Raw genomic sequence first — 21459 nt, 5'->3', positions numbered from 1 at the left:
TCAGTGAAGACAAAAACTCATGTTTGGGGAATTGGAAACAGCATATTGGGAGATGACGGTGTCGGTATTTATGTTGCCAGGATGCTAAAAAGGCTGTCTCCTCCGGGCTTTGAAATTGTAATATGCGAAAGCGTCCCCGAGAACTTCGCCCCATTGTTGAAAAGAAAAAAACCGAAACATCTAGTCATCGTCGATGCGGCACAGATGAACTTGCCTCCTGGATGCATACGAAGGCTTCCCCTCGATGAGTCGACGGGGCACTCCGAAATGACTCACGGAATATCCATTTTACCTTTGCTAAATTACTATGACTTGAGCTGTTTAGTAACTACGATAGGAATACAACCGAAAACCTTAGATTTTTCCACCGAACTTTCGACTCCGCTACGCAAAGCTGCAAAAAAAGTTGCCAAAATCATCCTCAGGTCCAAGTACGACGAAATACCCTTTCTTACCAGCTAAATCTCTCTCCAAGATAGTATTTTCTTGCTATGTCGCTCCTTGCCACCATATCAGGAGGGCCTTCTACCAAGATTTGTCCTTCGTGAATCAAACAGGTCCTGTCGGTAATGGCCAGTGTCTCGCGGACATTATGATCCGTGAGGATTATTCCATATCCTCTTCGCCTCAAACCAACGATGAGCTGTTGAATATCGTAAACGGCAATGGGATCGATACCGCTGAAGGGCTCGTCAAGCATCAAAAAATCTGGCTCTATTGCCAACGTGCGGGCAATTTCCACCCTTCTTCTCTCGCCACCGCTTAAAGATTGTCCCCTCACATCTACGATCTTTTCCAGACCAAATTCTTTCGTGAGACGAGATACCCTTTCTTCGACTTCTTTCGCCCCTAAACCCTGCTCCTCCAACACCAGGCGGAGGTTTTCTTCAACGGTCAAAGATCTGAAGACCGAGGGTTCCTGGGGCAAATAACCCAAACCCAACCTGGCACGATTATGCATGGGAAAAGATGTAATCTCAACATCATCGAGATAAACTTTTCCTCCATCGGGATAAAGCAAGCCGACGATCATGTAAAAGGAAGTAGTCTTGCCAGCTCCGTTCGGCCCCAGGAGACCGACTATCTCTCCTCTTCTGACCTCAAAGGAAACGCCCGATACCACCTTTCTCTGTTTGAAGGATTTTTCTAATTTAACAACAGAAAGCAAGTCGGCCATATCAGGCTTATTCCTCCTTGACTTCCACTGTAACTTTAGGCCTGCCCAAGGCCTCTATGTGCTTATCGTCCACGTGATAAATTATATTTTCTGCCTCTATAGTCCTTCCCTCCTGAACTGCTCTGGCATCGCCGGTAACTTCCAAAACCCCCTTACTTTTTATATAGCGGGCCCTTTGACCTGTTATGTGAGTCTTTTCTCCCTCTTTGGGCTCATGATCTATCACTACGCTTCCGCTCGCTAGCAGTTCCTCTATCATCTCGTCTTTTATTTTCCCCGTAACCTCGAGGGCACTCACCTGAAGGCCGCGCCCCCTGTCGACAAAGCGGCGGACCTTATCGGCCTTGAAATTCTCCCCTTCTCTTACCACCTTTTCCGCCACTATGGTCATTTGACCGAATTGGGCATCGACATCTCCCGTAGCGCTGTAATAAATCTTCTCACCCTGCAGCCATTCCAGCTCATTTGAGCGTATGTCGTCTTCCTTGCCGCGCACCAGATGGCTGTTGCCGACAGAGCGCAGCAAAGTCCCCCCTTGAGTTTTGCTTATCTGCAGCTCAAGGCAGGTCAATGTCGCCTCTTGGGAAGGCCAAGAGGCGACGACCTGGTCCCAAAACCTGAATTCCTCTGTATTTATAAACCCTTCTACAAAGGGAGCCTTTACTATCAGGTCTTCTCTGGTAACTTCCACGTTTCCCTTGGCAGTGACCTTGCCCGTGCCGGGATCGTAATAAAGCTCGTCGGAAAGCAATATAATTTCCGTTGTAGCCCCCTTTTCCTCTCCCAAACAAAGATGAGGATCAGAAAAGAGCATTAGGGAAAGAAAAATCGCAAGAAGGCCTAAAGCCTTGTTCGCCCTCATTTTGCTCCTCCTAGGAAATGTCTTTATTTTAAAGCCCCTAAATCGGAGATAAGAAGTTCAGCTATCTGCACCGCGTTTAACGCTGCTCCCTTTCTTAAATTATCGGATACGACCCACATGGACAAGGCCCTGGGCAATCCCATATCATACCTCAAACGACCTACATAGACAAAATCGCTTTCTGCAGCCTGCAAGGGAGTTATGTATTTATTTTCCAACATTACGACAACGCCGGAAGCATCGGAAAGCAAGGCGTATGCCTCCTCGAGCGTCACCTGATCCTCAAATTGTGCCACGATGGCCTCGGAATGTCCACGCCTTACGGGCACCCTCACTGTAGTACAACTAACCTGCAATCTATGATGGTGCAATATCTTTCTTGACTCGTTCAACATTTTCCACTCTTCTTCGGAAACGCCCGTCTCGTCGATATCCCCAATGTGAGGCAAGACGTTAAATCCTATGGGTAAAGGATAAACATGGGGTTCAAAGGTGTTTCCCTTCAAAATTGAAGAGATGCTATCGTCGAGCTCTGCCAGGGCTTCCTTTCCTGTCCCCGATACCGATTGAAAAGTAACGGCCGAAAAATACTCCAGACGAAACCTCCTGTGAAGAGGAGCCAGGGCTACAAGAGCTTGGATGGTGGCACAGTTAGGATTGGCTATTATTCCTCTGTGCTGCCTTATGTCTTGGGGATTTACTTCAGGGATAACGAGAGGAACCTCCGGATCCATTCTCCATGCGGAGCTGTTATCTATCACAACGGCACCCTTAGAAACGGCTATGGGAGCCCACTTTTTGGATGCATCGGCTCCGGCCGAAAAAAGCGCTATTTCCACTCCTTCAAAAACATCCTGTGACACTTCTTTTACCTCAAATTGGCTTCCGCGAAACGCAACGAGCTTGCCAGCCGACTTGCTGGAGGCCAGAGGTATGAATTCCGTAACCGGAAAATTTCTGTCCTCCAGAGTCTTTATCATCTCTTGTCCTACCAGACCTGTTGCTCCTAAAATTGCTATCCTCATTTTACTTTTCTCCTTCCAAGAAATGTCTGTGCAAAGCAGATACAGCCCTATCTATCATCGACGATGAAATTACACAGGTTATCGAGTTGGAAGTGGATGAAATCATATCTATGTTAATGCCCTCCCCGGATAAAACCGAAAACATCTCGGCAGGTATTTCCGGATGAAGGGACAACCCTACCCCGACTATGGACACCCTTCCAACCTCAGCATCGTAGGTAACCCCCTGAGCATCGATCTCGCGGGCATAATCTCCGCATACTTCTATGGCCTCTCCCAAGAGCGTCTCCTTGACCAGAAAAGCGATATCGTTAACGTCTCCCCGCATAACGCTTTGTATTATCATCTCCACTCCGACTCCCCTATCTGCCAGTTTGCTGAACAAACCGGCAGCTATTCCGGGGACGTCGGGCACTCCCAGCACAGCTATTTTAGCAATATTTTTATCATGAACAACAGCTTTTATAGCAAGACCTTCCTTAATTGTTTTTTCTTTCACCCACGTTCCCTCCCCTTCCAATATGCTGGAACTCACATAAATGAGCATGTCGTATAAAGACGCGAATTCAACGCTTCTTGCCTGAAGGACCTTCGCGCCGAGGGCTGCCATTTCTATGCACTCCTCGTAGGAAACGTTCGTTAATTTCCTCGCAGTCGAAACAATTTTCGGATCCGCTGTGTAAACCCCGTCAACATCTGTGTATATATGGCAAAAGCTGCTCTTCAGGGCAACTGCCAAAGCCACCGCAGACAGATCCGAACCGCCCCTTCCCAAGGTTACGAAATCTCCGGCTTCGTTAATCCCCTGGAAGCCCGTTACAACCGCTACTTCTCCTTCTCCTTCCAGCCAGGAAAGCACCCTCTCAGGGTTTACGTCAGCAATCCTGCCTTCCATATGGTAGCCCGTCGCCGAGATACCTGCTTGAGCGCCATTGAAGGACTTTGCCCTGAAGCCAAGCTCCTCTATGGCCATCGCCAACAATGCAGCGCTCTGCTGTTCGCCCGTGACGAGAAGCTGATCCAATTCCCTGCCGTTTAAAACATTGGAGGTTCTTTGTGCGAGATCTATTAACCCATCCGTTGTCTTGCCCATGGCCGAAACGACAACCGCGACCTTAAGGCCTCGATCCAAGTAGTCGTTTTTCACTCGACCCGCCACATTACGGATCCTGTCGACGGTAGCCAAGGAACTTCCACCAAATTTCAACACTACGAAAGGGAGGGACATTTATCTGCCTCCATAGAGATGTTCGTTTCCGAGGTTTTGATCCTGGCTCCCTCCTGATCGACATCCAAGACGAAAAAGCGAGATCTCAAGCCCTTCTCTGTGAAGACGGAGCACATCTCCTTCGCCGTTCGCGTAGGATTTCCCCTAACAAAGGCCAGGACACTCGGACCGGAGCCGCTTATGGCGGCCCCAAGGCATCCCGGAGCGGATTTGACGCGTTCCAGTATCTCCTCTCCTCCCGGGAAAAGCTTGGCCCTATAGGGCTGGTGAAGCTTGTCCTCCATAGCCCATGGCAAGTTTTCCAGTTTTCCCGTCATCCATGAAGCTGCAAAGAGGGCAGCCCTGCTCAAGTTGAATACGGCATCCTGAAGGGAGACGTCTCGGGGCAACACCTCTCGGGCCTGTTTGGTGTCCACAGTCACATCGGGCACAGCTACGACCACTTTCACCTTCTCCCTGAAGGGCGGTAATTGCACGAATTTCACATCTTTATCATCCCAAGAGCTTATCACGAAACCGCCAATACAGGAGGGAACTACGTTGTCGGGATGCCCCTCCAGCTCAACCATGATGGGAAGGAGTTTCTCTTTCGGCAAATTGATCTTGCCTATTACATTCGCCAACATGACGCCTCCCACCACCGCTGAGGCAGAGCTTCCAAGCCCCCTTGCGAGGGGAATAGCGTTATAAGATCTGATCTTAAGCCCGACAAGAGGAACATCGAATCTCTTCATGGCCGCTTCGTAAGACCTAATCAGCAGATTGCTCTCGGGCGATGCTAGCCCCTTTCCGCCTTCTCCAACAGCATCAATGTCATATCTTTTCGCCGGCAATAATCCAAGCAATTGATATTTATTATACAAAGACAGGGCAACGCCGAAGGAGTCGAAGCCCGACCCTATGTTTGCACTTGACGCCGGCACTATGACGGTCAACACGAAAGGATCGCCTCCTTTAAAACATCATATTTTGCCTCTATCTCTCTGGGCGAGGACGTTACTCGATCCACAATTTGAGGATCTTTCAGGCCATTGCCGGTCAAAACCATGACAACCCTGATGTTCTTGGGCAATTTCCCCTCTTTTTTTAATTTATAAAGACCGGCCAGCGTGGCACAAGATGCAGGTTCGGCAAAAATACCCTCTTTCCGGGCAAGCTCTTTCTGGGCATTTAAGATCTCCTCGTCTGAAACGGATAAAAACATACCGTTGCTGTTTCTAGCGGCAGCTAAAGCTTTTTTTGCATTGACGGGATTGCCGATCCGTATCGCCGTCGCTATTGTCTCAGGTTCGGGAACGGGAAAGCCCTTCACAAGGGGAGCAGCTCCCTGGGCTTGTATGCCCACCATTTTCGGTATCGATCCGATCAAACCTTTTTTCATATACTGAAAGAAACCCGTCCAGTAGGCAGTGATGTTGCCCGCATTGCCGACGGGCAAGACGCACCAGTCGGGAGCACCGATTTCATCGCAAACTTCCCAGGCGCCGCTTCTTTGCCCCCACAATCTGTAGGGATTTACGGAGTTGACTATCTTTAAGCCCAAATTATCGGCAATCTTGCGGACCATTTCGAGGGCTACATCGAAATTTCCCCGCAGGGCCAAAACGTTGGCGTCATATATCAACGCCTGGGCGAGCTTGCCTTTTGCCACCTTGCCGGAAGGAAGGATCACGTGGCATTTTATTCCCGCCTTGGCCGCATATGCCGCTGCCGACGCCGAGGTATTGCCTGTCGAAGCACATATGATGCCTGACGAACCCTCTTCAACTGCCTTGGAAACGGCCAACACCATGCCCCGATCCTTAAAAGAGCCTGTGGGATTTAATCCTTCAAATTTAGCGAAAAGCTCTATTTCTAGTTTCGCTCCCAAATTACAAAGCTCGACCAGGGGCGTATTTCCCTCTCCTATAGACAGAAGGGGCGTATTTGGGGTAAGGGGAAAAAACTCGGCATATCTTTTCAATAAGCAAACCATGTGGACTCTCCATCCTCCCGTAAAATTATCAAACCCCCCTCAAGCCTCCGCTTGGAGGCGAGAGGAGGGCTCTCGCGGTTCCACTCCAATTTCCGAAAGACGCCTTTCGGATCTCTCTCCGCTTTAAGGGGCGGACCCCGCCACCTTATCCGACGAGCATCGGCTTCGATGGCAGCTCGGGGGTGGTCTTCGCCCGCCCACGAACGGAAGTCTTTCACCCTTGAACTTCCTCTCTGGAGTTCGTCGAAACGGACTACTCTTCCCCTTCATCGCAAAAATCTTCGATATTGTTATTGTTGGTCTTTATAATACCTTTTTCCCGATATGTCAAGCGAATATTTTTCAAACTGACAGAATAAACAGCATCTGCATCGTAATCGTTTTATTCCGCCGGTTCGAACATATCCTTTCCTACTCCACAGACGGGACATACCCAATCGTCGGGCAAATCGTCAAAAGCAGTACCCGGAGAAATTCCCGAATCCGGATCGCCCTGAGCTGGATCATAAACATAACCGCAAACCGTACAAACGTATTTCATGATTTCCCCTCCTTATATAAAAATGAAGCTTGTAAATATTATAAACTAACGGAGACACTAAAGCCATCGGACAATTTTCCGGCAAATCTTTCTGTGTCTATTCAAAGACTTAACATTCGCCAGAGCTCTTCCTTCGCCATAAAATCCTGGGCACCCAAGCCCTCGCACTCAAAAGATCCCACTACAGAGCAACGAATTCCGGCCTTCCTCAAGCGCTCCTCTGCTATTTCGACTTTATCGGGCGAAAGGACGGCCAAGAGCACCCCCGAGGAAATCAAATAGAGGGGATCAAAACCCAAGGCAAGGGATACCTTTTTTGTAATGGGATGCAACGGGAAGGTATCTGTATTCAACTTTACCTTGAGAGAGGTCAACGAAACTATTTCCGATATTCCGCCCATAACTCCCCCCTCGGTAGGATCGTGCATAAAAGCCGCAAGATCCCTCAACAACCTCGCCTCAGGAAGGACCGACAGCATTGAAGCCCATCCCTTCACTTCTTCAATCTCATACGGAGAAAGGAGGTCGGCAAGCAAATCTTCCCTGTCGTTTGCCAGGATCGTCATTCCCTCCAAGCCAACGTGTTTTGTTAAAAGCAATACATCTCCCGGCCTTATCGAGCTTGCTCTCAATACCCTATAACCCATACCAAGCATGGTGCCGACCATAATGGGATGTTCATAACGATCGGAAAACTCCGTATGTCCGCCTATAACGGCTACTCCAATTTTTTTTGCCTCTTCGTTTACTTCTTTCATAAGAGAAGTTGCATCGTCTAAAGTCATGGTAGCGGGCAAAATTAGGACAACCAACATATAAGCCGGATCACCGCCCTTGGAGGCTATATCGTTGGCATTTACGTTCACCAACAGATTGCCAGCCCCCTTCACGGCACCGACTATTGGATCGGAGGTGGCCATCAAAAAAGCGCCGGCAGGCCACCCTACGACCGCCGCGTCCTCGCCAATTTGAGGTCCTACCAGCACCTCATCTCTATGTAATCCCCGCAAACCTTTCAAAAGGGGTTGCAGTAAATGAGGAGGGACCTTTCCTACCGATATTGAAAAGCCTTTGGTCAACGCACACTCACCTCCCGATGCTGTATGCTATATACGCAACCGCAATAACGTTGTCTGTATAATCCCATTTCTTTACTTTTTGCGACGGATTCGACGAACCCTCCGCCCTTCCTCCAAATGCGATCTATCCATTGAAGGCCCACCCTTAGAGACATGCGCCTCCCAATTGCATTGATCGACTCGGGATCCTTATGGGGGCTTATCGTAAGGGTCGTGGCACAGGCGTCGCACTTTAAGGCTTTAGCCAAAAATACGGCAGCCTCGATCTGTAACCCGTAACACAACAGACACCTTCTGCCGCCTTCGGGTTCTTTCGCCAGACCTCTGGTACTCCACAGCCAACGATCCGGGTCGTAGGGTGGAACTACTAGGGTAACACGAAAAAATTCGGCCAATTGCCTTGCGGCGCAAAGACGTCTTTCGTACTCCTCTTGGGGGTGTATGTTATGTCCGTAAAAGAAACAAATAACCTCATTGCCCTCGCAAAGCAATATGTCCAGAGGTACGGTGCCGTCTGGGGCACAGCAAAGTTGCAGTAAAATTCTCATTTCATTAGACACCGCCATCGAAATCAGTCACAGATGTCGCAAAAATGAGATACCCCGTATGTCCTATCATTCGATCTTCCGGCCTTAACCTGTTTGGATCAGTCTTAAGGTTCCTGTGAAATATCTCGATTACTTCGACATCGATGAAACCCTTTTCTTGCAAAGCCCTCAAAAACCTCTCTATTTGGTTGAAGGTGGGAAGCAAAGCCCCCATCCTGCGACCCAGGGCGAGAGCGTTTCTTGCCTGGTTAAGATAATTCCATGGATCGGGTAAATCCAGGAAAAGGGCATCCACATTGACTTCATCAAAACCTTCCGATATGTTTCTTGTCTTGAATTCTACCCTGTGGTCAACTTTCCATCTCTTACAGTTTCGGCGTGCTAGCTCAACAAATTCATCACGCTCGTCATAGGAGTAGACTCGACCTTCGTCCCCGACGAAATGTGCGAAGACACTGGTCATCCCTCCCGAACCTGTCCCGCACTCCAAGACTCTTGCACCAGGTTTTACATCCAGCTGAAGCAATATATAGCCCGCTTCCTTGGGAAAAACTATCTGGGTCCTGCGCTTTATCCTTCGTAAATATTCCCCCAATGAGGGTTTGGTAATGTAGAAGAGATTTCCGTTGTGCGATCTGACCCTGCCCCCAAAACCGGCTCGCATAACGTCCTCGTGTAAGATAACGCCCAATCGCGTTTCAAGCTTTCCCCCCTCTTCAAGGGAAATCAAAAATGTGTCCTTCTTTTCGGCAGAGGAAAGAAAAACTAGACTTCCGCTATCGATCATCGGCATCACACCTACCAAAAGACAGCATTACTTTTCCAACTCTTTGAGGACACATTCGGCCAAGGCTTTCGAGGACAAGCCCATGGCTTCAAAGACTTCGTCAAATGGTCCGGAATCGCCGTATCGCCAAACGCCCAAGGGCTTAACCCTGCAGTGCAGCCCTAAGCTCTGCACCTTAGAGACGATTTCCCGGCCTAATCCTGTCCCTGCGTGATGGTCTTCGAATGTGAATATGGGTCCCAATTCGGCCGCTTCCTCAATAGCCTTTTCGTCTATTGACAACGGGCAGGAAACCCCATAAACCCTCAGGGAAAGACCATGCTTCTCGAGCAATTCTCTGGCCTGAACCGCTCTATATACCATATGCCCCATAGCAAAAACGGATGCGTGACGACCATCCCTTATCAGGTCTATGGCGCCATATCTGAAAACATAGTTCTCTCCGTAAAAGGGAGTGTCCTCCCCCTCCCTTGTAAGGATGGGCACTTTGCTCCTGCCCATGGCAACGCATATGTTCCCCGCTTCGGAAAGAGCCCACCTCGTTATCCTGTCGGTCTGATTCGGATCGATGGGAACTGTCAGCTTCCATCCGAAAAGGTTGCGCAACAACCCGCAATAATCTATGCATTGATGAGTCATCCCGTCTTCACCAACATCCAAACCCACATGCGTCAAAAAGAGCTTCAAATTAGTTTTATTGATGTCGTTCAAGCGCTGTTGATTATATACTTCGGTAAGACCAAAGACCCCGAAGTCAGCCCAAAGGGCAATGACACCCCCGCAAGAGGCCGCTCCGGAAACCGTTGCAGTGGCATGTTCTTGAATGCCGGTTTCTACGAACCATTCGGGACACTTATCTGCAAATTCGTCCACTTTCACAGATGAGGCCAGGTCGCAGTCGAAGACAAGTATTGGTGTCGAAGAAGAGCCCTCTTTGTAATTAAGTTCGCCAATATTCGCCAAAGCCTTTCCAAAGGCGCTCCTGTTATCCGTCTTGGTCTCCCGGGAATAAGTAAAGGGATGTCCTGTTTGTATGGGAGGAGCACTCACAGAAACCCTTCGACCTTCCGGCAAGGGGCCTCTTCGCGCCCTTAAGGCCTCTTCCAAAATCGATGGATCCTCCCCCAGCTCTTCCATGGCCCTAAGATATTGTTCTTTGTTAAGTGCTTTGCCATGATAATCTGGAATACCCTCCATAAAGGATACGCCTTTACCCATCACCGTATTACAGAAGACGACGCTTGGTCCATCGTCCTCGTAAGCTTCTTTCAAAGCGCTATAGATATCAGATGGATCGTGCCCATCGCACTCGTAAACCTGCCAACCGTCAATTTCCCAAAGCCTTTTGTATTGAACGGGCATAACATCCTCAACGAAACCACTAATTTGAATGTGATTGAAATCTACTAGGGCCGTTACGTTGTCTAAGCCCTCCTTTGCCGCTATCCTGCGAGCCTCGGATACCTGCCCCTTCGTTTGCTCGCCATCACCCATCAGTACGAAGACGTGTCCTTCCCCTCTTCTCTTTTTCTGAGCTAAAGCGTAGCCGACTCCTGCCGCAAGGCCCTGGCCTAAATTCCCGCTTCCCCAGTCTATGCCGGGGACAGATCTTTCCACATGACCTTGAAAGGGACTGCCGGTCCTGCGAAAATTGCCCAAAAGTTCCAAAGGATCGAAAAAGCCCAGATAGGCAAGAGCAGAATAGGCTGCCGGTGCCGTATGGCCATGACTGATCACGACGTAATCTCTATCTGTTTCCTCTACCCTTTCTCTTCTGAGGTTGGAAACGGCATAGGTCACCAAATACATCTCCATGCTCGACATGGAGCCGCCCGGGTGACCGCTATTGGCCGCCGTGGTCATCGTCAGGACCCAACCCCGACACTTTTTTGCAGCGATGAGAAAGGCCTCTGTATCGACTTTGTCTAATTTATCTTTAGGAAAATGCGCTAATGCAAGAAGTGTGTCCCTCATTTAGTTACCTCCGGCAAACAAGAAATTATTAAGTTTCACTTAACGCATACCTTATACCAGCTACCCGAAGTTATTGCAACTGCATCGTTGCTTTTGACGAAGATGACTAATCGTGCACAGAAAATAAAGCGGAAGCTTTTGGCTTCCGCTTTATTTATAGATCGGATTTTAACAAGAATTTTTTAAAGGACTTCTTCGGTAGGTTTGTACAGATCTTCCATGCCAAAGGCCTCTGCCACAGGCTTGTAGGTTATGATACCCTTATACATGTTCAATCCCTTGAGAAGAGCACTGTTTTCCCTGCAGGTACGCTCAGGTCCTTTGTTTGCAAGCTGTAAACCATATCGTATCGTGCTGTTGTTGAGGGCATATGTCGCGGTCCTGGCATAGGCGCCCGGCATGTTTGCGACACAATAGTGCACGACACCATCGACTACATAAACCGGGTCCGAATGCGTGGTTGGCTTTGACGTTTCGGTACATCCCCCTTGGTCGATGGCAACATCAACGATCACGGAGCCGGGTTTCATGATTTTAAGGTGCTCCCTGCGAACCAGTTTTGGCGCCTTGGCGCCGGGTATCAAAACGGCACCCACGACTACATCCGCCTCTTTTAAGCCGGCTTCCAAGGTGTGGCTGTCGCTGAATACGGGAAAAACATTAGGAGGCATAATCTGCGTCAAATGTTCGAGAACGTTCGGATTTACGTCAAGTATGGTTACCTTTGCTCCAAGTCCCGCTCCCACTCTGGCTGCATTGCTGCCCACGCTGCCACCGCCGATCACTAATATGTTTGCAGGAGCAACGCCAGGAACCCCCGTAGGAAGCAGCCCCATTCCCCCGTGAGGCTTGCCAAGATAATATGCGCCCATGAGACAGGCCATGCGACCGGCAATCGTGCTCATTGGCTTCAACAGGGGCAGCGATCCGTCGGCTTCCTGAACCGTTTCATAAGCAACAGCGACTATCTTCTTTTTGAGACAGGCTTTGGTAAGCTCTTCATCAGCTGCAAAATGAAAATATGTATAGATCAGCTGATTCTCCCGCATAAGATCGTATTCCTGAGGAAGCGGCTCTTTGACTTTTACGATCATATCAGAGGCAGCCCAAACCTCTTTGGCCGAATCGAGTATCTTGGCTCCTGCAGCTTTGTACTCCTCGTCTGTTATGCTGGATCCAATGCCGGCACCCCTTTCGACTAATACCTCATGTCCGGCATCTACATATGCTTTGACTGCCGCAGGAATGAGCCCTACCCTAAATTCGTTGTCCTTTACCTCCTTTGGGCAACCTATCCTCATCTATACATGCCTCCCTTAAATTGAGATAATTAAAACTAGCACTTTAATATTCATTATACTATATTTTCTCACAAATATACACGTGGTACTCTTGGCGTAAAGAGATTTGGGACCTCATAATTTATCGTACCAATTATTTTGGCTATCTCTTCGGTCGTTACCTCTTCATCTCCCTGAGCCCCTATAAGAACCGCTTCGTCTTTCACCTTAACATCGGGAATATGGGTAACGTTTACCATCATTTGGTCCATGCATATATTTCCTACGATGGGAGCGCGTATTCCCTTGATCAAAACGGATGCCCTCATGGAAAGGACGCGAGGGTAGCCGTCATGATACCCTACGGGCAAAACGGCTATCTTTTCTTCGCCTCTGGTCATGTATCGCAGTCCGTAACCAACCCCGCTTCCGAGAGGCAGCGTTCTAAGGGCAGCTACTTCTGTCTTTATTTGAAAAACTTTTTTCAGGTCAAAGGGCTTTCTGCAGCTATCCGATGGCCACATGCCATAGAGGATCAACCCCGGCCTAACTGCATCAAGGTGATATTCCGGAAGATTTAAGATGCCGGCGCTATTGCATACATGGCGTAACCTAACTTTTATACCGAAATCGGCAAGTATATCCAGTGCTTTCATAAATCTCCGAAACTGCCAACGACTATATTCCAGGTTGGGTTCATCGGCAGTGGCAAAGTGGGTAAAAATGCCCTCTATATCAATACAGGACAGCCCCTTTAACTTTGGCAAAATATGGGGCAGTTCTTCAGGCAAAAAACCAATTCTACCCATGCCAGTGTCTATCTTGACGTGAAGTTGGGCCACTTTACCTTTTTCCTCTGCAACCCGACTTGCGGCACATGCAAATTCCATATCGGTCAGTGCCGCCGCAACATCGTGGTCGACGTAGTAGCCCGCCGCTTCAATGGGCGAAGGTCCGAGAACCAAAAGGGGCTCTTTTATTCCGGCTTCTCTCAAAGCCACCGCTTCGTCAGGCGTAGCAACGGCAAATCTCTGACACCCCGCTTCTTCCAGGGCTTTGGCAATAGGGACTATGCCCATTCCGTATCCATTGGCCTTAACTACTGACATTACCTGGACGCGGGGGCCGACAAAACTTTTTATCTTATCGAAGTTATGGCGCAAATTTTCGAGGTACACTTCGTACCTTGTTGGCCTTAAATTCAACGGGAAACACCTCCCATAATTCAAGGAGGAGGGGCACACCCCTCCTCCTTTACGCCAAAGACTTACAACAATTCTCCCCTAGCCCTTTTAGCATCAAAATCCTTGACCAGACGGCGAACCTCTCCCGATACCCACCATAAAGCTATAAGGTTGGGTATAGCCATCAGGCCGTTTAAAGTATCGGCAAAGTCCCAAATGTTCCGTAAAAACTCACTTCCACCCCAAGCACCAAGAACGATACAGATGATCCAAAGTGCCTTATAGAAGGGAATCACCTTCACTCCCAATATATAAGTCGCTCCTGTTTCTCCGTACCAGTACCATGCAAGCACCGTCGAATAGGCAAAACAGGCGAGGGAAACTGCCAAAAACATTGCGCCCGCGCGACCCCAAACGGTACTAAAAGCGGTTAAGGTCAATTGAGCACCCGTAAGTTCCGGATAACCAGTAAGGGTACCTGTGGCAATAATGCTTATAACTGTGACAGTACATGCTATAAAGGTATCCAAAAACACCTCAAAAATGCCCATGGTGCCTTGACGCACGGGATGATCCGTTATGGCCGTGCAATGAACCATCGGGGCCGATCCCAAACCAGCTTCGTTTGAAAAGATGCCTCGGGCGGTACCTTTTATCAATGCCTGTCTCACGGACCATCCAGCAATGGCACCTGGCATTGCCATAGGATCATGGAAGGCATAATAAAATATTGCACCAAAAGCAGCCGGCAATTTATCCATGTTCATTAAAAACAAGACTAAACCACCAACAAAATATAGCACGGACATGAAAGGAATTATGATGACGGTAGCGTTAGCTATGCTTTTTAGGCCACCTAAGATAACCAGGGCCGTTAGAAAAGCCAACGCTATTCCAGTATATATATGTGGGACGCCAAAACCTAAATTTACTGCCTCAGCAGTAGAGTTGGCCTGTGTCATGTTACCAATTCCAAAGGCTGCCAGTGCCGCAAATAGGGCAAAAAGCCAGGCCAGCCACTTTTGTCCCGTGGCCGCTCTTAACACGTACATTGTTCCTCCCCGCCAGTTACCTGCTTCGTCTTTTTCTCTAAAATGGGTTGATAGTATAACCTCGACCATTTTAGTTGTCATTCCAAATAGTGCACTTATCCACATCCAAAAGGCCGCACCTGGTCCTCCTAAATGGATGGCTGTAGCAGCTCCTGCGATGTTCCCAGATCCCAGAGTCCCCGCCAATGCCGTAGCTAAAGCCGCAAAGGGAGATATGGTGCCTTCTTTGCCATAGCCCTTGAGTGCGCTCTTTGTAAATACATTCTTAAAAGAAAAAGTGAAGTAACGTATCTGGGGTACGCCCAATATAATAGTCAAATAAACACCTGTGCCTAATAAAAAGGCACACATCCATGGTCCCCATACTATCCCGTTTACCATACCGTTAATTTTCAACAAAAGATCCATGCTCTCACTGTCCCTCCTCAAAAATATGATTAAAAGACAATAACGAAAGCACAATCATACATTTTTCGATAGGCATCACCTCCTATCGAATTAAATAATATTTTACCACTTTTGTAATACCAATTAACCTTTCATTTAACTAATAAAGAAGCGTGTAATTTTGTCATACTGTAGGCGTTATATGTTGACGTTGCGATATGGGATATTACGATGAAACATTACGAAATTTTTTGTAATTACTAATATTATACTACTCCTTTAAGTTAGAGAAAACAAAAAAGCGTTCTTCGTAAACCGAAGAACGCTTTTTTGTTTTAGCCTAACACGACAACTCTGTTTCTATAGCGATTACAGGTAGCCGCCCTCGGCCAAAACTTCCTTAGCCTTGTCGAGAAAGCGTGAAGGAACTTTTACGACTGGGCCAGTACATCCCATGGCCGATTCGGCATATATTCCTGACGCCCAAAGAGTTTTTACCGCATCTTCTATCGTCAAAACATCTATACCGTGGATTTCTTCGTCTGTCGGCTCCGGTTTGGGCGGCTCCACCCGTGATTTCCCACCCTCCCCCTTGCTTTCCAGTTGGGCGAGAATGCTTTCAAGGCCTGCATTTCTGGCCCTCTCAAGTTCGCCCCTCACAAGCGACGGCAGGCCGGCTAAGGACACTTCAGCCGTAAAGTAGATGGCATTTGCGATAACGTGGGCCCCGGAAGCCCTGGAAATGATGGAGACGACATAGCCCCACCCCTCTCCTACGGACGGCCCATACCCCCAACCTAAAGCTTCGTAATTCCCGCCCGTGTTGTAGGCGCTAAATATCTTGACCAGGACATTCCCCGTCAATGTATCGGTAACGCATACATCCACGGAACCGGCTATCAAATCGTTCCCTCTTAAAATAGGGCCTCCGTCACTCCTTACGCTGCTTCCAAAGGTAATATCGTAACCGCCCTCCGCCAATTTTCTGAGAGATCTGTAAACCATTTGCGCCCCATCCACGTTTAAAATGCCAACTTCCGGCTTCTTGATTCCTCTGGCTTTGGCAACTGCTACACCATAAATTGCATTCAACACCATGGCTTCGACTCTATTAGCGGAAGAAGTCCCCGTAGAAGTGGATATTATGAGGGGCTTCCCCTTGGCAGGCGCGTGTATCATTCCAACGGTAGCGACGCCCAAAGGAAAGGGATAATGGAGGGCAACGGCACCTTTTATACGACCCTCTTTTAAAGCTTTTTCCATTGCATTTTGGATGTCTGCCTCGCAATCGTCGGTCTCAATCCATTCTAAATCGTCGAAACCTTCGACACGAGGGCCTATCATAACCACTTTTATAAAAGGGTATTGTTGCTGGGCAAGCCTGCCCCCCAAAGCCATCTCTTCGGAACCAAGCTCGCTTCCGCTGCTCATCAGGCCGATAGGCACAAACTTACCTCCGCCTTTGGCCGCATCTACAATTTCAATCAACGCTTCGCCGATTAACTTTTTCAAATTGACATCACTCACAACATTTCACCTCTTAAGCCTTACTCTTTGGCAGAACCTTTAAGCGAACCGGCGAGATCGGCAAGCACTTCCAAAATGATCTCCTTTATCGCTTCTTTGCTTACGGTCTTTTCCTCACCGGCAAGAGGCGAAGGCGATTCTATGATAAAGGAAGCTCCATCAGATAGGTTCGTCAAACGTGCCAAAAAGAGGCTTCCCTTTCCTATTATCATCGACCTCTTCATCGTTCCCTTCTTTATCTTCTCGCAGGCATGCCCTATAAAAGGCACGCCGGAGGGTATATGTCCTTGCGTTGGTGCGAAGCCAGGCATTCCGCGTTCCTTTATAAAATCAGCCATATCGGCTCTTTCGAGCTCCTTCTTCATTACGGCAAGGGCTGCGATCATCTTGAAATTGGCCTCGGGGACATTTCCCGCTCCTGCCGGCAGCGTAATCTCGGGGTTTTGCAGCTCTGCCGCATATTTATCCACATCGGCAATGCCAAGCCCGATCCGCTTTAACGGCTCGTAAACAAGAGCCTCGGTTATGGCTTGGGGAGAGGCCCCGGCCCCAACGGAATGTTTCCCGATTGCATCGAGCCTTATTACGGGAGAGACCCCGTCTTCGGGAGTGAGCAATACTGCAAAACTACCCAAGACATCCTCCAATGCCGGGATATTTTTTTTCACGTGATCCCGTGCGTTCATGTAAAGCTTCGGAACGGCTCCTCCGGCTAACACCACTACGTTTTTCCTGATACCGGATGCCACCTGTCCCGCTGCGTTGATAAGAGCGTAGGCAGGCCCGGCGCAAAAGCCCCTTACGTCACACCCGCTTGCATTTATACAGCCGGCAATTTCACCTACTGATTTAGCGAAATTACCTCCTCCCCTTTGGTTCATGTCTCCTGCAGCTTCTTCGGAACATTCTATGATGAAATCGACTTCTTCAGGTTTCATGCCCGCACGTTTCAGTAGATGGAGCAAAGCCAATACTCCGCCGGCTTTGCAGGCTATGTTCTCGAGCAATACATAGGAGGACAGACATTCGTCAAATTCATGGGATTTTCTACAACAACCAACTGTTATGCCGTCGTAATATAATGGTAACGCCTCATTTTCTCTTATTTCCCTCTCTATTGCATCAATGGGATGACCCTTTTCCAGACGCTGTAAAATGTCGGGATTTATCAAGGGATGGCTTTGGAGCTTTTCCTTGACCTTTCCCGAAAAGGTTTCCTCAAGCCAGATGATGTCGAAGACGTCGGAAATATCCATAAGGGCCAAAAATTCATCTTCGGGCATTATCTCTCCAAATTGGCCCCAACGAGAGGCTCCCCTCATCGGATTTTGGTACCACGGAACAGGCTGAGCCTCCAGGTCCTCCGGATCAATCCCTCCGATGTAGGCTTGGTTTGGGGCGTAACTTACTGCCTCTTCAAAGGGGCGCATCGATTTTGACAGGGAAAGCAGAAACTCCGATTCTCCTTTGGCCTTCCTTTCCCAAAAGGGGGTATTGCCATAGTGATAGGCAAGTTCGGGGGTGTGGTTCAAGCAATAGGCATATTCTTTTATAGCAACCTTTCGCATGTAATCATGCACGCTCCTTATGTCCGAAATTACCGCCAATTTAATTGATCAAGGGGCCAATGGGACCTTTCTTTTGGCCCCTTGATCGGAGAGAAGTTAATCGTCAAAAAGGGTCTGTTCCTTGATATCTACCTGTAAGGCCTTTAATGCTTTGTTTAAAAGGCGGCGTCTTATTGCCCTTTCTTCTTCCGGCGACTTTGTCGGATCGCCAAGGGGGTGAGGAATTGCAACGGCCGGAACTATTCTGTTCGCTCCGACGGTCTGTGATATGGGAACTATAGTACATATATGCACGGTGGGTAAACCCGCTCTCTCCAATTCCTTTACCATCGTTGCACCGCAACGAGTACAGGTTCCTCAGGTGGACGTGAGGATGACGCCATCTACGTTATCGCTTTTCAACCTCTTGGCAATCTCCTCTCCAAAGCTCTTGGCATAGGCTACGGGAGTTCCGTTGCCCACGGTCGCGTAATATTTATCGTGAAGCGAGCCAAAGGAGCCCTCCCTTTCCAGTTCTCTTGCCACATCCACGGGCAACACCCTATCGGGGTCATCGTTTGCATAGGTAGGATCATAACCTCCGTGAGCTGTCTCGTGCGTTTCCGATGTGAGGTCCTGCAAGCCCGCTATGCTATATTCCCCGAACTTAGTGGCGCTTGAAGCTTCTATCCTGTCGGGGTTGTCCTTGGGAACTATGCCTCCTGAAGTAACAAGGGCAATTTTGGCTTTCTTTATGTCTTTTATAGCAGGAGCGGGCGGCACACGATCGAAGGATGGCATGGGATATTCTGAGACAAACTCCTCGCCGCGAAGCTTTTTCACGAGCATATCGACTGCCCTCTCGGCTCCAATTCGATCTCTGAATACGTTTACCCTGACGCCACGCTCTATGTAGCCCTCTTCTTTAGGGCTCCCAATAGTTTCTCCCTTCAATTGCTTCAAAACGAGGCGGGCCATTTTAGGTATGGCATCGCGCATTCCTCTGGCGCTATCCGCCGCTTCGATTATGTAAATGCCTTTTTTGTAAATCTCGACAGCGGGATTTTCCCGATACATGGCAGTAACGACGGGTATGCCAAGCCTTTTACCGACGGCATCGCATATGGCGCCACAGGCCATGCCGTATCGTCCCGCGTTAAAAGCCGGCCCCGCAACGAGGGCATCGGGTTTGTATTCCTTGAGCATCTCGATAATTTTGTTTATAGCCTCATCCATTTGTTCGGCGAAATAGCCGTCACCGCAAATTACCGTCGCCACTATAGTAGCCTCTTTTTCAAAGGCTGCCTGCAAGGCCTGCCCAGGGCCTACCACGCCATCACGAAGCTCCGGCGGATAATCCGCCCTTTCCTCGCCACCTATGCCGGCGAAAAATTGATTTATATAGTGCACTACCCTATAAGCCACAAATAATCCCTCCCCATCTCTCATCGCAACCCTAGAGAGTATACTTGCTGCATTGCTCTCGCATTTTAGCTACCGCTTGAGATAGGGCCTCAGGATCCAAAACCATCTCCATCATTCCCATTTGCTCTTCCCAAACAGCGGGATCCACTTCCTCTTTTATCTCCGGTTCAAACATGTGATAAACTGCGAGTCCCAACGGGACTCCTGCCAATGGACCTGCGTAAGTCGGATCTCCGTTTGTAACGGTTTCGGCGTAAATTTCTGCGCCCTCTGCATCGGAGCTGCCCAGTATTACTACGACGTTTTCAGCACCGAATTTCTCGGCTGCGTCCTTGACGCGCTGTTGATTCTGCAGGTCCATGGCTCCCGCGGCCGTTCAGACGAAGCATTCGGTCACGGAAAACACTATATCGGCTCCGCTGTCCTTTAAACAGGCCTCCATCACGGGACCGGGAATTCCATCCCGTTCGCCAAGGAGTATCAGCTTTTTACCGACCAATTTCCCCTTTGCCATGGGTTAACACCTCCTGTTTTTATTATTTATCTGGTTTCGGCAGACAAACAGGTGAAACCAAGCTCGTTGGTGGCACCCGTTATTGCCTGCAACTCAACTTCGATGGAACCATCTTCCTTTAAGCTTCCGGAAAAACCTCCCGCTATGACATTGGCTGATTCAGAAAAGCCTATCAGTTTTTCCATAGGGGGCAATTGGACCGTCGGGTTTGCGTTTCCGGCGCTTACGACGGCGTTCGCTTCAGGGGCCGCATCGGCGAGGGATTGGCTGACTCCGTCCCTTCCGGCATATTCGTCGGTAATGAGCACCGTCTTTATACCCGCACGCTCCGCCTTTCTGCAGTTCATGATCAAGTCAGTATCGGGATTTCCGAAACCTTCTTCCGTAATTATCAACCCGTCAACTCCAAGCATCTTGGCAAGCTTGACTGCATAGGAAGAGCTTCTCTTCTTATCTTCGAGCGTCACGTTCTCGTTGGTAATTATGCAACCTACGAAATCAATGTCTCTGCCATGCCTCTTGTAGAGGGCTTCTATTACAGGATTATTTTGATGTACATAGGTGCTATTCTTATCGCAGGCGGATACGCAGTTGCCCGACACGATAGCCCCATCGAAGACCTCATTAGGATGAATTAGCGTTGGAAGTATCCTCTTCGCGTCGACTCCATATACGTAGGTATCGTGAAGAAGACCCTGGGACTGCAACATGTAAAGATATGCTACCTTAGGCAAACTCTCGAGCTCCTTGGGCCTTTTCGTCATCTCCCCTAATTCGTAAAGCGATACTTCGTCGGGCGACGTTCCCTTCGCATTCACCGCCAAAAAGTGCGCGACCTTGAGCCCGGCCACGCGACATGCCGCCTCATAATCGTGCCTTTCAATACCTTCCTTGGGCGTCAGGACCAAGACCACGTTATTGGTCTTGGAGAAGGGCGTGTAATCGGCACCGGGACCCGACATATCTATAATCCCTTCCTGGAAACCGACTATCTTGCCGCAGGTCACAACTGCGGAACCTGACAACACTAATGTCTTGCCCCTCCCTACGTTACCCTCGACATCGCCGATGAAACCTGGAAAGACGTCGCCTTCGCCCTCGATCTTGCACCTGGGCTCTATCACGTCTTTGACCGGGATAATGCGAACCCTTTCTCCGGGACGAGCTAAATCCACCTCTACGGACTCAAAGCGATCATCCTCTAGCAGCATATCTGTAACTTCTTCGCGGTTGATGTAAAGGACGTTATTTTCGACCTTGGTGGCATCGCCCCATTGCACATCCTCGATCTTAACTTTATGCAATTCCAACCTCACCAACAGACACCCCCTTCTTTCTGCGCCTAAA

20 protein-coding genes and 1 other annotated feature are annotated in these 21459 nt (G+C 49.0%); of the genes, 1 reads left to right on the top strand and 19 read right to left on the bottom strand.

From position 1 onward, the window contains the following. The first annotated feature begins 3 nt into the window (after window positions 1-3). Entirely contained in the window at window positions 4-462 is a 459-nt protein-coding gene (locus tag HMPREF1705_RS06820) for a hydrogenase maturation protease (RefSeq protein WP_234945337.1), read from the top strand. Here HMPREF1705_RS06820 and lptB read toward each other — a convergent pair. The 19 genes from lptB to HMPREF1705_RS06710 form a co-directional block, all read right to left on the bottom strand. Then, window positions 452-1177 (bottom strand): LPS export ABC transporter ATP-binding protein, encoded by a 726-nt coding sequence (gene lptB / locus HMPREF1705_RS06815; protein WP_009201543.1) that lies wholly within the window; start codon window positions 1175-1177, stop codon window positions 452-454. The genes HMPREF1705_RS06820 and lptB overlap by 11 nt on opposite strands. A gap of 7 nt (window positions 1178-1184) precedes the next feature. Beyond that, on the bottom strand, window positions 1185-2039 hold the full coding sequence (locus HMPREF1705_RS06810) for an LptA/OstA family protein (protein WP_009201544.1): 855 nt from the start codon (window positions 2037-2039) through the stop codon (window positions 1185-1187). Between the two features lie 23 nt (window positions 2040-2062). After that, on the bottom strand, window positions 2063-3064 hold the full coding sequence (locus tag HMPREF1705_RS06805; protein ID WP_009201545.1) for an aspartate-semialdehyde dehydrogenase: 1002 nt from the start codon (window positions 3062-3064) through the stop codon (window positions 2063-2065). 1 nt (window position 3065) lies between these two features. Further along, window positions 3066-4292: an aspartate kinase gene (locus HMPREF1705_RS06800; protein ID WP_009201546.1), complete on the bottom strand. Its 1227-nt coding sequence runs from the start codon at window positions 4290-4292 to the stop codon at window positions 3066-3068. Next, the gene (thrB, locus tag HMPREF1705_RS06795) at window positions 4274-5230 is read right to left on the bottom strand and encodes a homoserine kinase (RefSeq protein WP_009201547.1); all 957 of its coding nucleotides are present in this window, start codon (window positions 5228-5230) and stop codon (window positions 4274-4276) included. Before thrB ends, HMPREF1705_RS06800 begins: the two co-directional genes overlap by 19 nt. Further along, window positions 5224-6267, bottom strand: coding sequence for a threonine synthase (gene thrC, locus HMPREF1705_RS06790; RefSeq protein ID WP_009201548.1), 1044 nt, complete (start codon window positions 6265-6267; stop codon window positions 5224-5226). The genes thrB and thrC overlap by 7 nt, the downstream gene beginning before the upstream one ends. Before the next feature lie 50 nt (window positions 6268-6317). Further along, window positions 6318-6546, bottom strand: a binding site (T-box leader). Between the two features lie 103 nt (window positions 6547-6649). Further along, the gene (gene rd, locus HMPREF1705_RS06780; RefSeq protein ID WP_091459727.1) at window positions 6650-6811 is read right to left on the bottom strand and encodes a rubredoxin; all 162 of its coding nucleotides are present in this window, start codon (window positions 6809-6811) and stop codon (window positions 6650-6652) included. 98 nt (window positions 6812-6909) lie between these two features. Continuing rightward, complete coding sequence (locus tag HMPREF1705_RS06775; RefSeq protein ID WP_009201551.1) at window positions 6910-7887, bottom strand: AIR synthase-related protein; 978 nt, start codon at window positions 7885-7887, stop codon at window positions 6910-6912. After that, on the bottom strand, window positions 7884-8435 hold the full coding sequence (locus HMPREF1705_RS06770; protein WP_111089586.1) for an epoxyqueuosine reductase QueH: 552 nt from the start codon (window positions 8433-8435) through the stop codon (window positions 7884-7886). The genes HMPREF1705_RS06775 and HMPREF1705_RS06770 overlap by 4 nt, the downstream gene beginning before the upstream one ends. A 4-nt stretch (window positions 8436-8439) precedes the next feature. Continuing rightward, on the bottom strand, window positions 8440-9222 hold the full coding sequence (locus HMPREF1705_RS06765) for a tRNA (adenine-N1)-methyltransferase (protein WP_040348182.1): 783 nt from the start codon (window positions 9220-9222) through the stop codon (window positions 8440-8442). A gap of 27 nt (window positions 9223-9249) precedes the next feature. After that, window positions 9250-11196 (bottom strand): transketolase, encoded by a 1947-nt coding sequence (locus tag HMPREF1705_RS06760; RefSeq protein WP_009201554.1) that lies wholly within the window; start codon window positions 11194-11196, stop codon window positions 9250-9252. Between the two features lie 182 nt (window positions 11197-11378). Then, complete coding sequence (ald, locus tag HMPREF1705_RS06755) at window positions 11379-12497, bottom strand: alanine dehydrogenase (protein WP_009201555.1); 1119 nt, start codon at window positions 12495-12497, stop codon at window positions 11379-11381. A 68-nt stretch (window positions 12498-12565) separates the two neighbouring features. After that, window positions 12566-13681, bottom strand: coding sequence for an alanine racemase (gene alr / locus HMPREF1705_RS06750; protein WP_040348183.1), 1116 nt, complete (start codon window positions 13679-13681; stop codon window positions 12566-12568). A gap of 62 nt (window positions 13682-13743) precedes the next feature. Continuing rightward, window positions 13744-15120 (bottom strand): alanine/glycine:cation symporter family protein, encoded by a 1377-nt coding sequence (locus HMPREF1705_RS06745; protein WP_009201557.1) that lies wholly within the window; start codon window positions 15118-15120, stop codon window positions 13744-13746. Between the two features lie 348 nt (window positions 15121-15468). Then, window positions 15469-16626, bottom strand: coding sequence for a glycine/sarcosine/betaine reductase complex component C subunit alpha (gene grdD, locus HMPREF1705_RS06740; RefSeq protein WP_009201558.1), 1158 nt, complete (start codon window positions 16624-16626; stop codon window positions 15469-15471). A 20-nt stretch (window positions 16627-16646) separates the two neighbouring features. After that, a complete protein-coding gene (gene grdC, locus HMPREF1705_RS06735) occupies window positions 16647-18194 on the bottom strand; it encodes a glycine/sarcosine/betaine reductase complex component C subunit beta (protein WP_057940818.1) in 1548 nt (515 codons plus the stop codon). Window positions 18195-18290: 96 nt separating this feature from the next. Next, window positions 18291-19622, bottom strand: coding sequence for a glycine reductase complex selenoprotein B (gene grdB, locus HMPREF1705_RS06725; RefSeq protein WP_083489965.1), 1332 nt, complete (start codon window positions 19620-19622; stop codon window positions 18291-18293). Between the two features lie 7 nt (window positions 19623-19629). Beyond that, window positions 19630-20112: a glycine/sarcosine/betaine reductase complex selenoprotein A gene (gene grdA / locus HMPREF1705_RS06720; RefSeq protein ID WP_083489964.1), complete on the bottom strand. Its 483-nt coding sequence runs from the start codon at window positions 20110-20112 to the stop codon at window positions 19630-19632. A gap of 26 nt (window positions 20113-20138) precedes the next feature. After that, on the bottom strand, window positions 20139-21428 hold the full coding sequence (locus tag HMPREF1705_RS06710) for a glycine/sarcosine/betaine reductase component B subunit (RefSeq protein WP_009201564.1): 1290 nt from the start codon (window positions 21426-21428) through the stop codon (window positions 20139-20141). Window positions 21429-21459: the final 31 nt, after the last annotated feature.

Origin of the sequence: Acetomicrobium hydrogeniformans ATCC BAA-1850 (assembly GCF_000160455.2) — a bacterium.
GTDB lineage: Bacteria > Synergistota > Synergistia > Synergistales > Acetomicrobiaceae > Acetomicrobium > Acetomicrobium thermoterrenum.
Note: the sequence above shows the minus strand (reverse complement) of the source record. Positions and strands in the feature narration are given on the sequence as shown.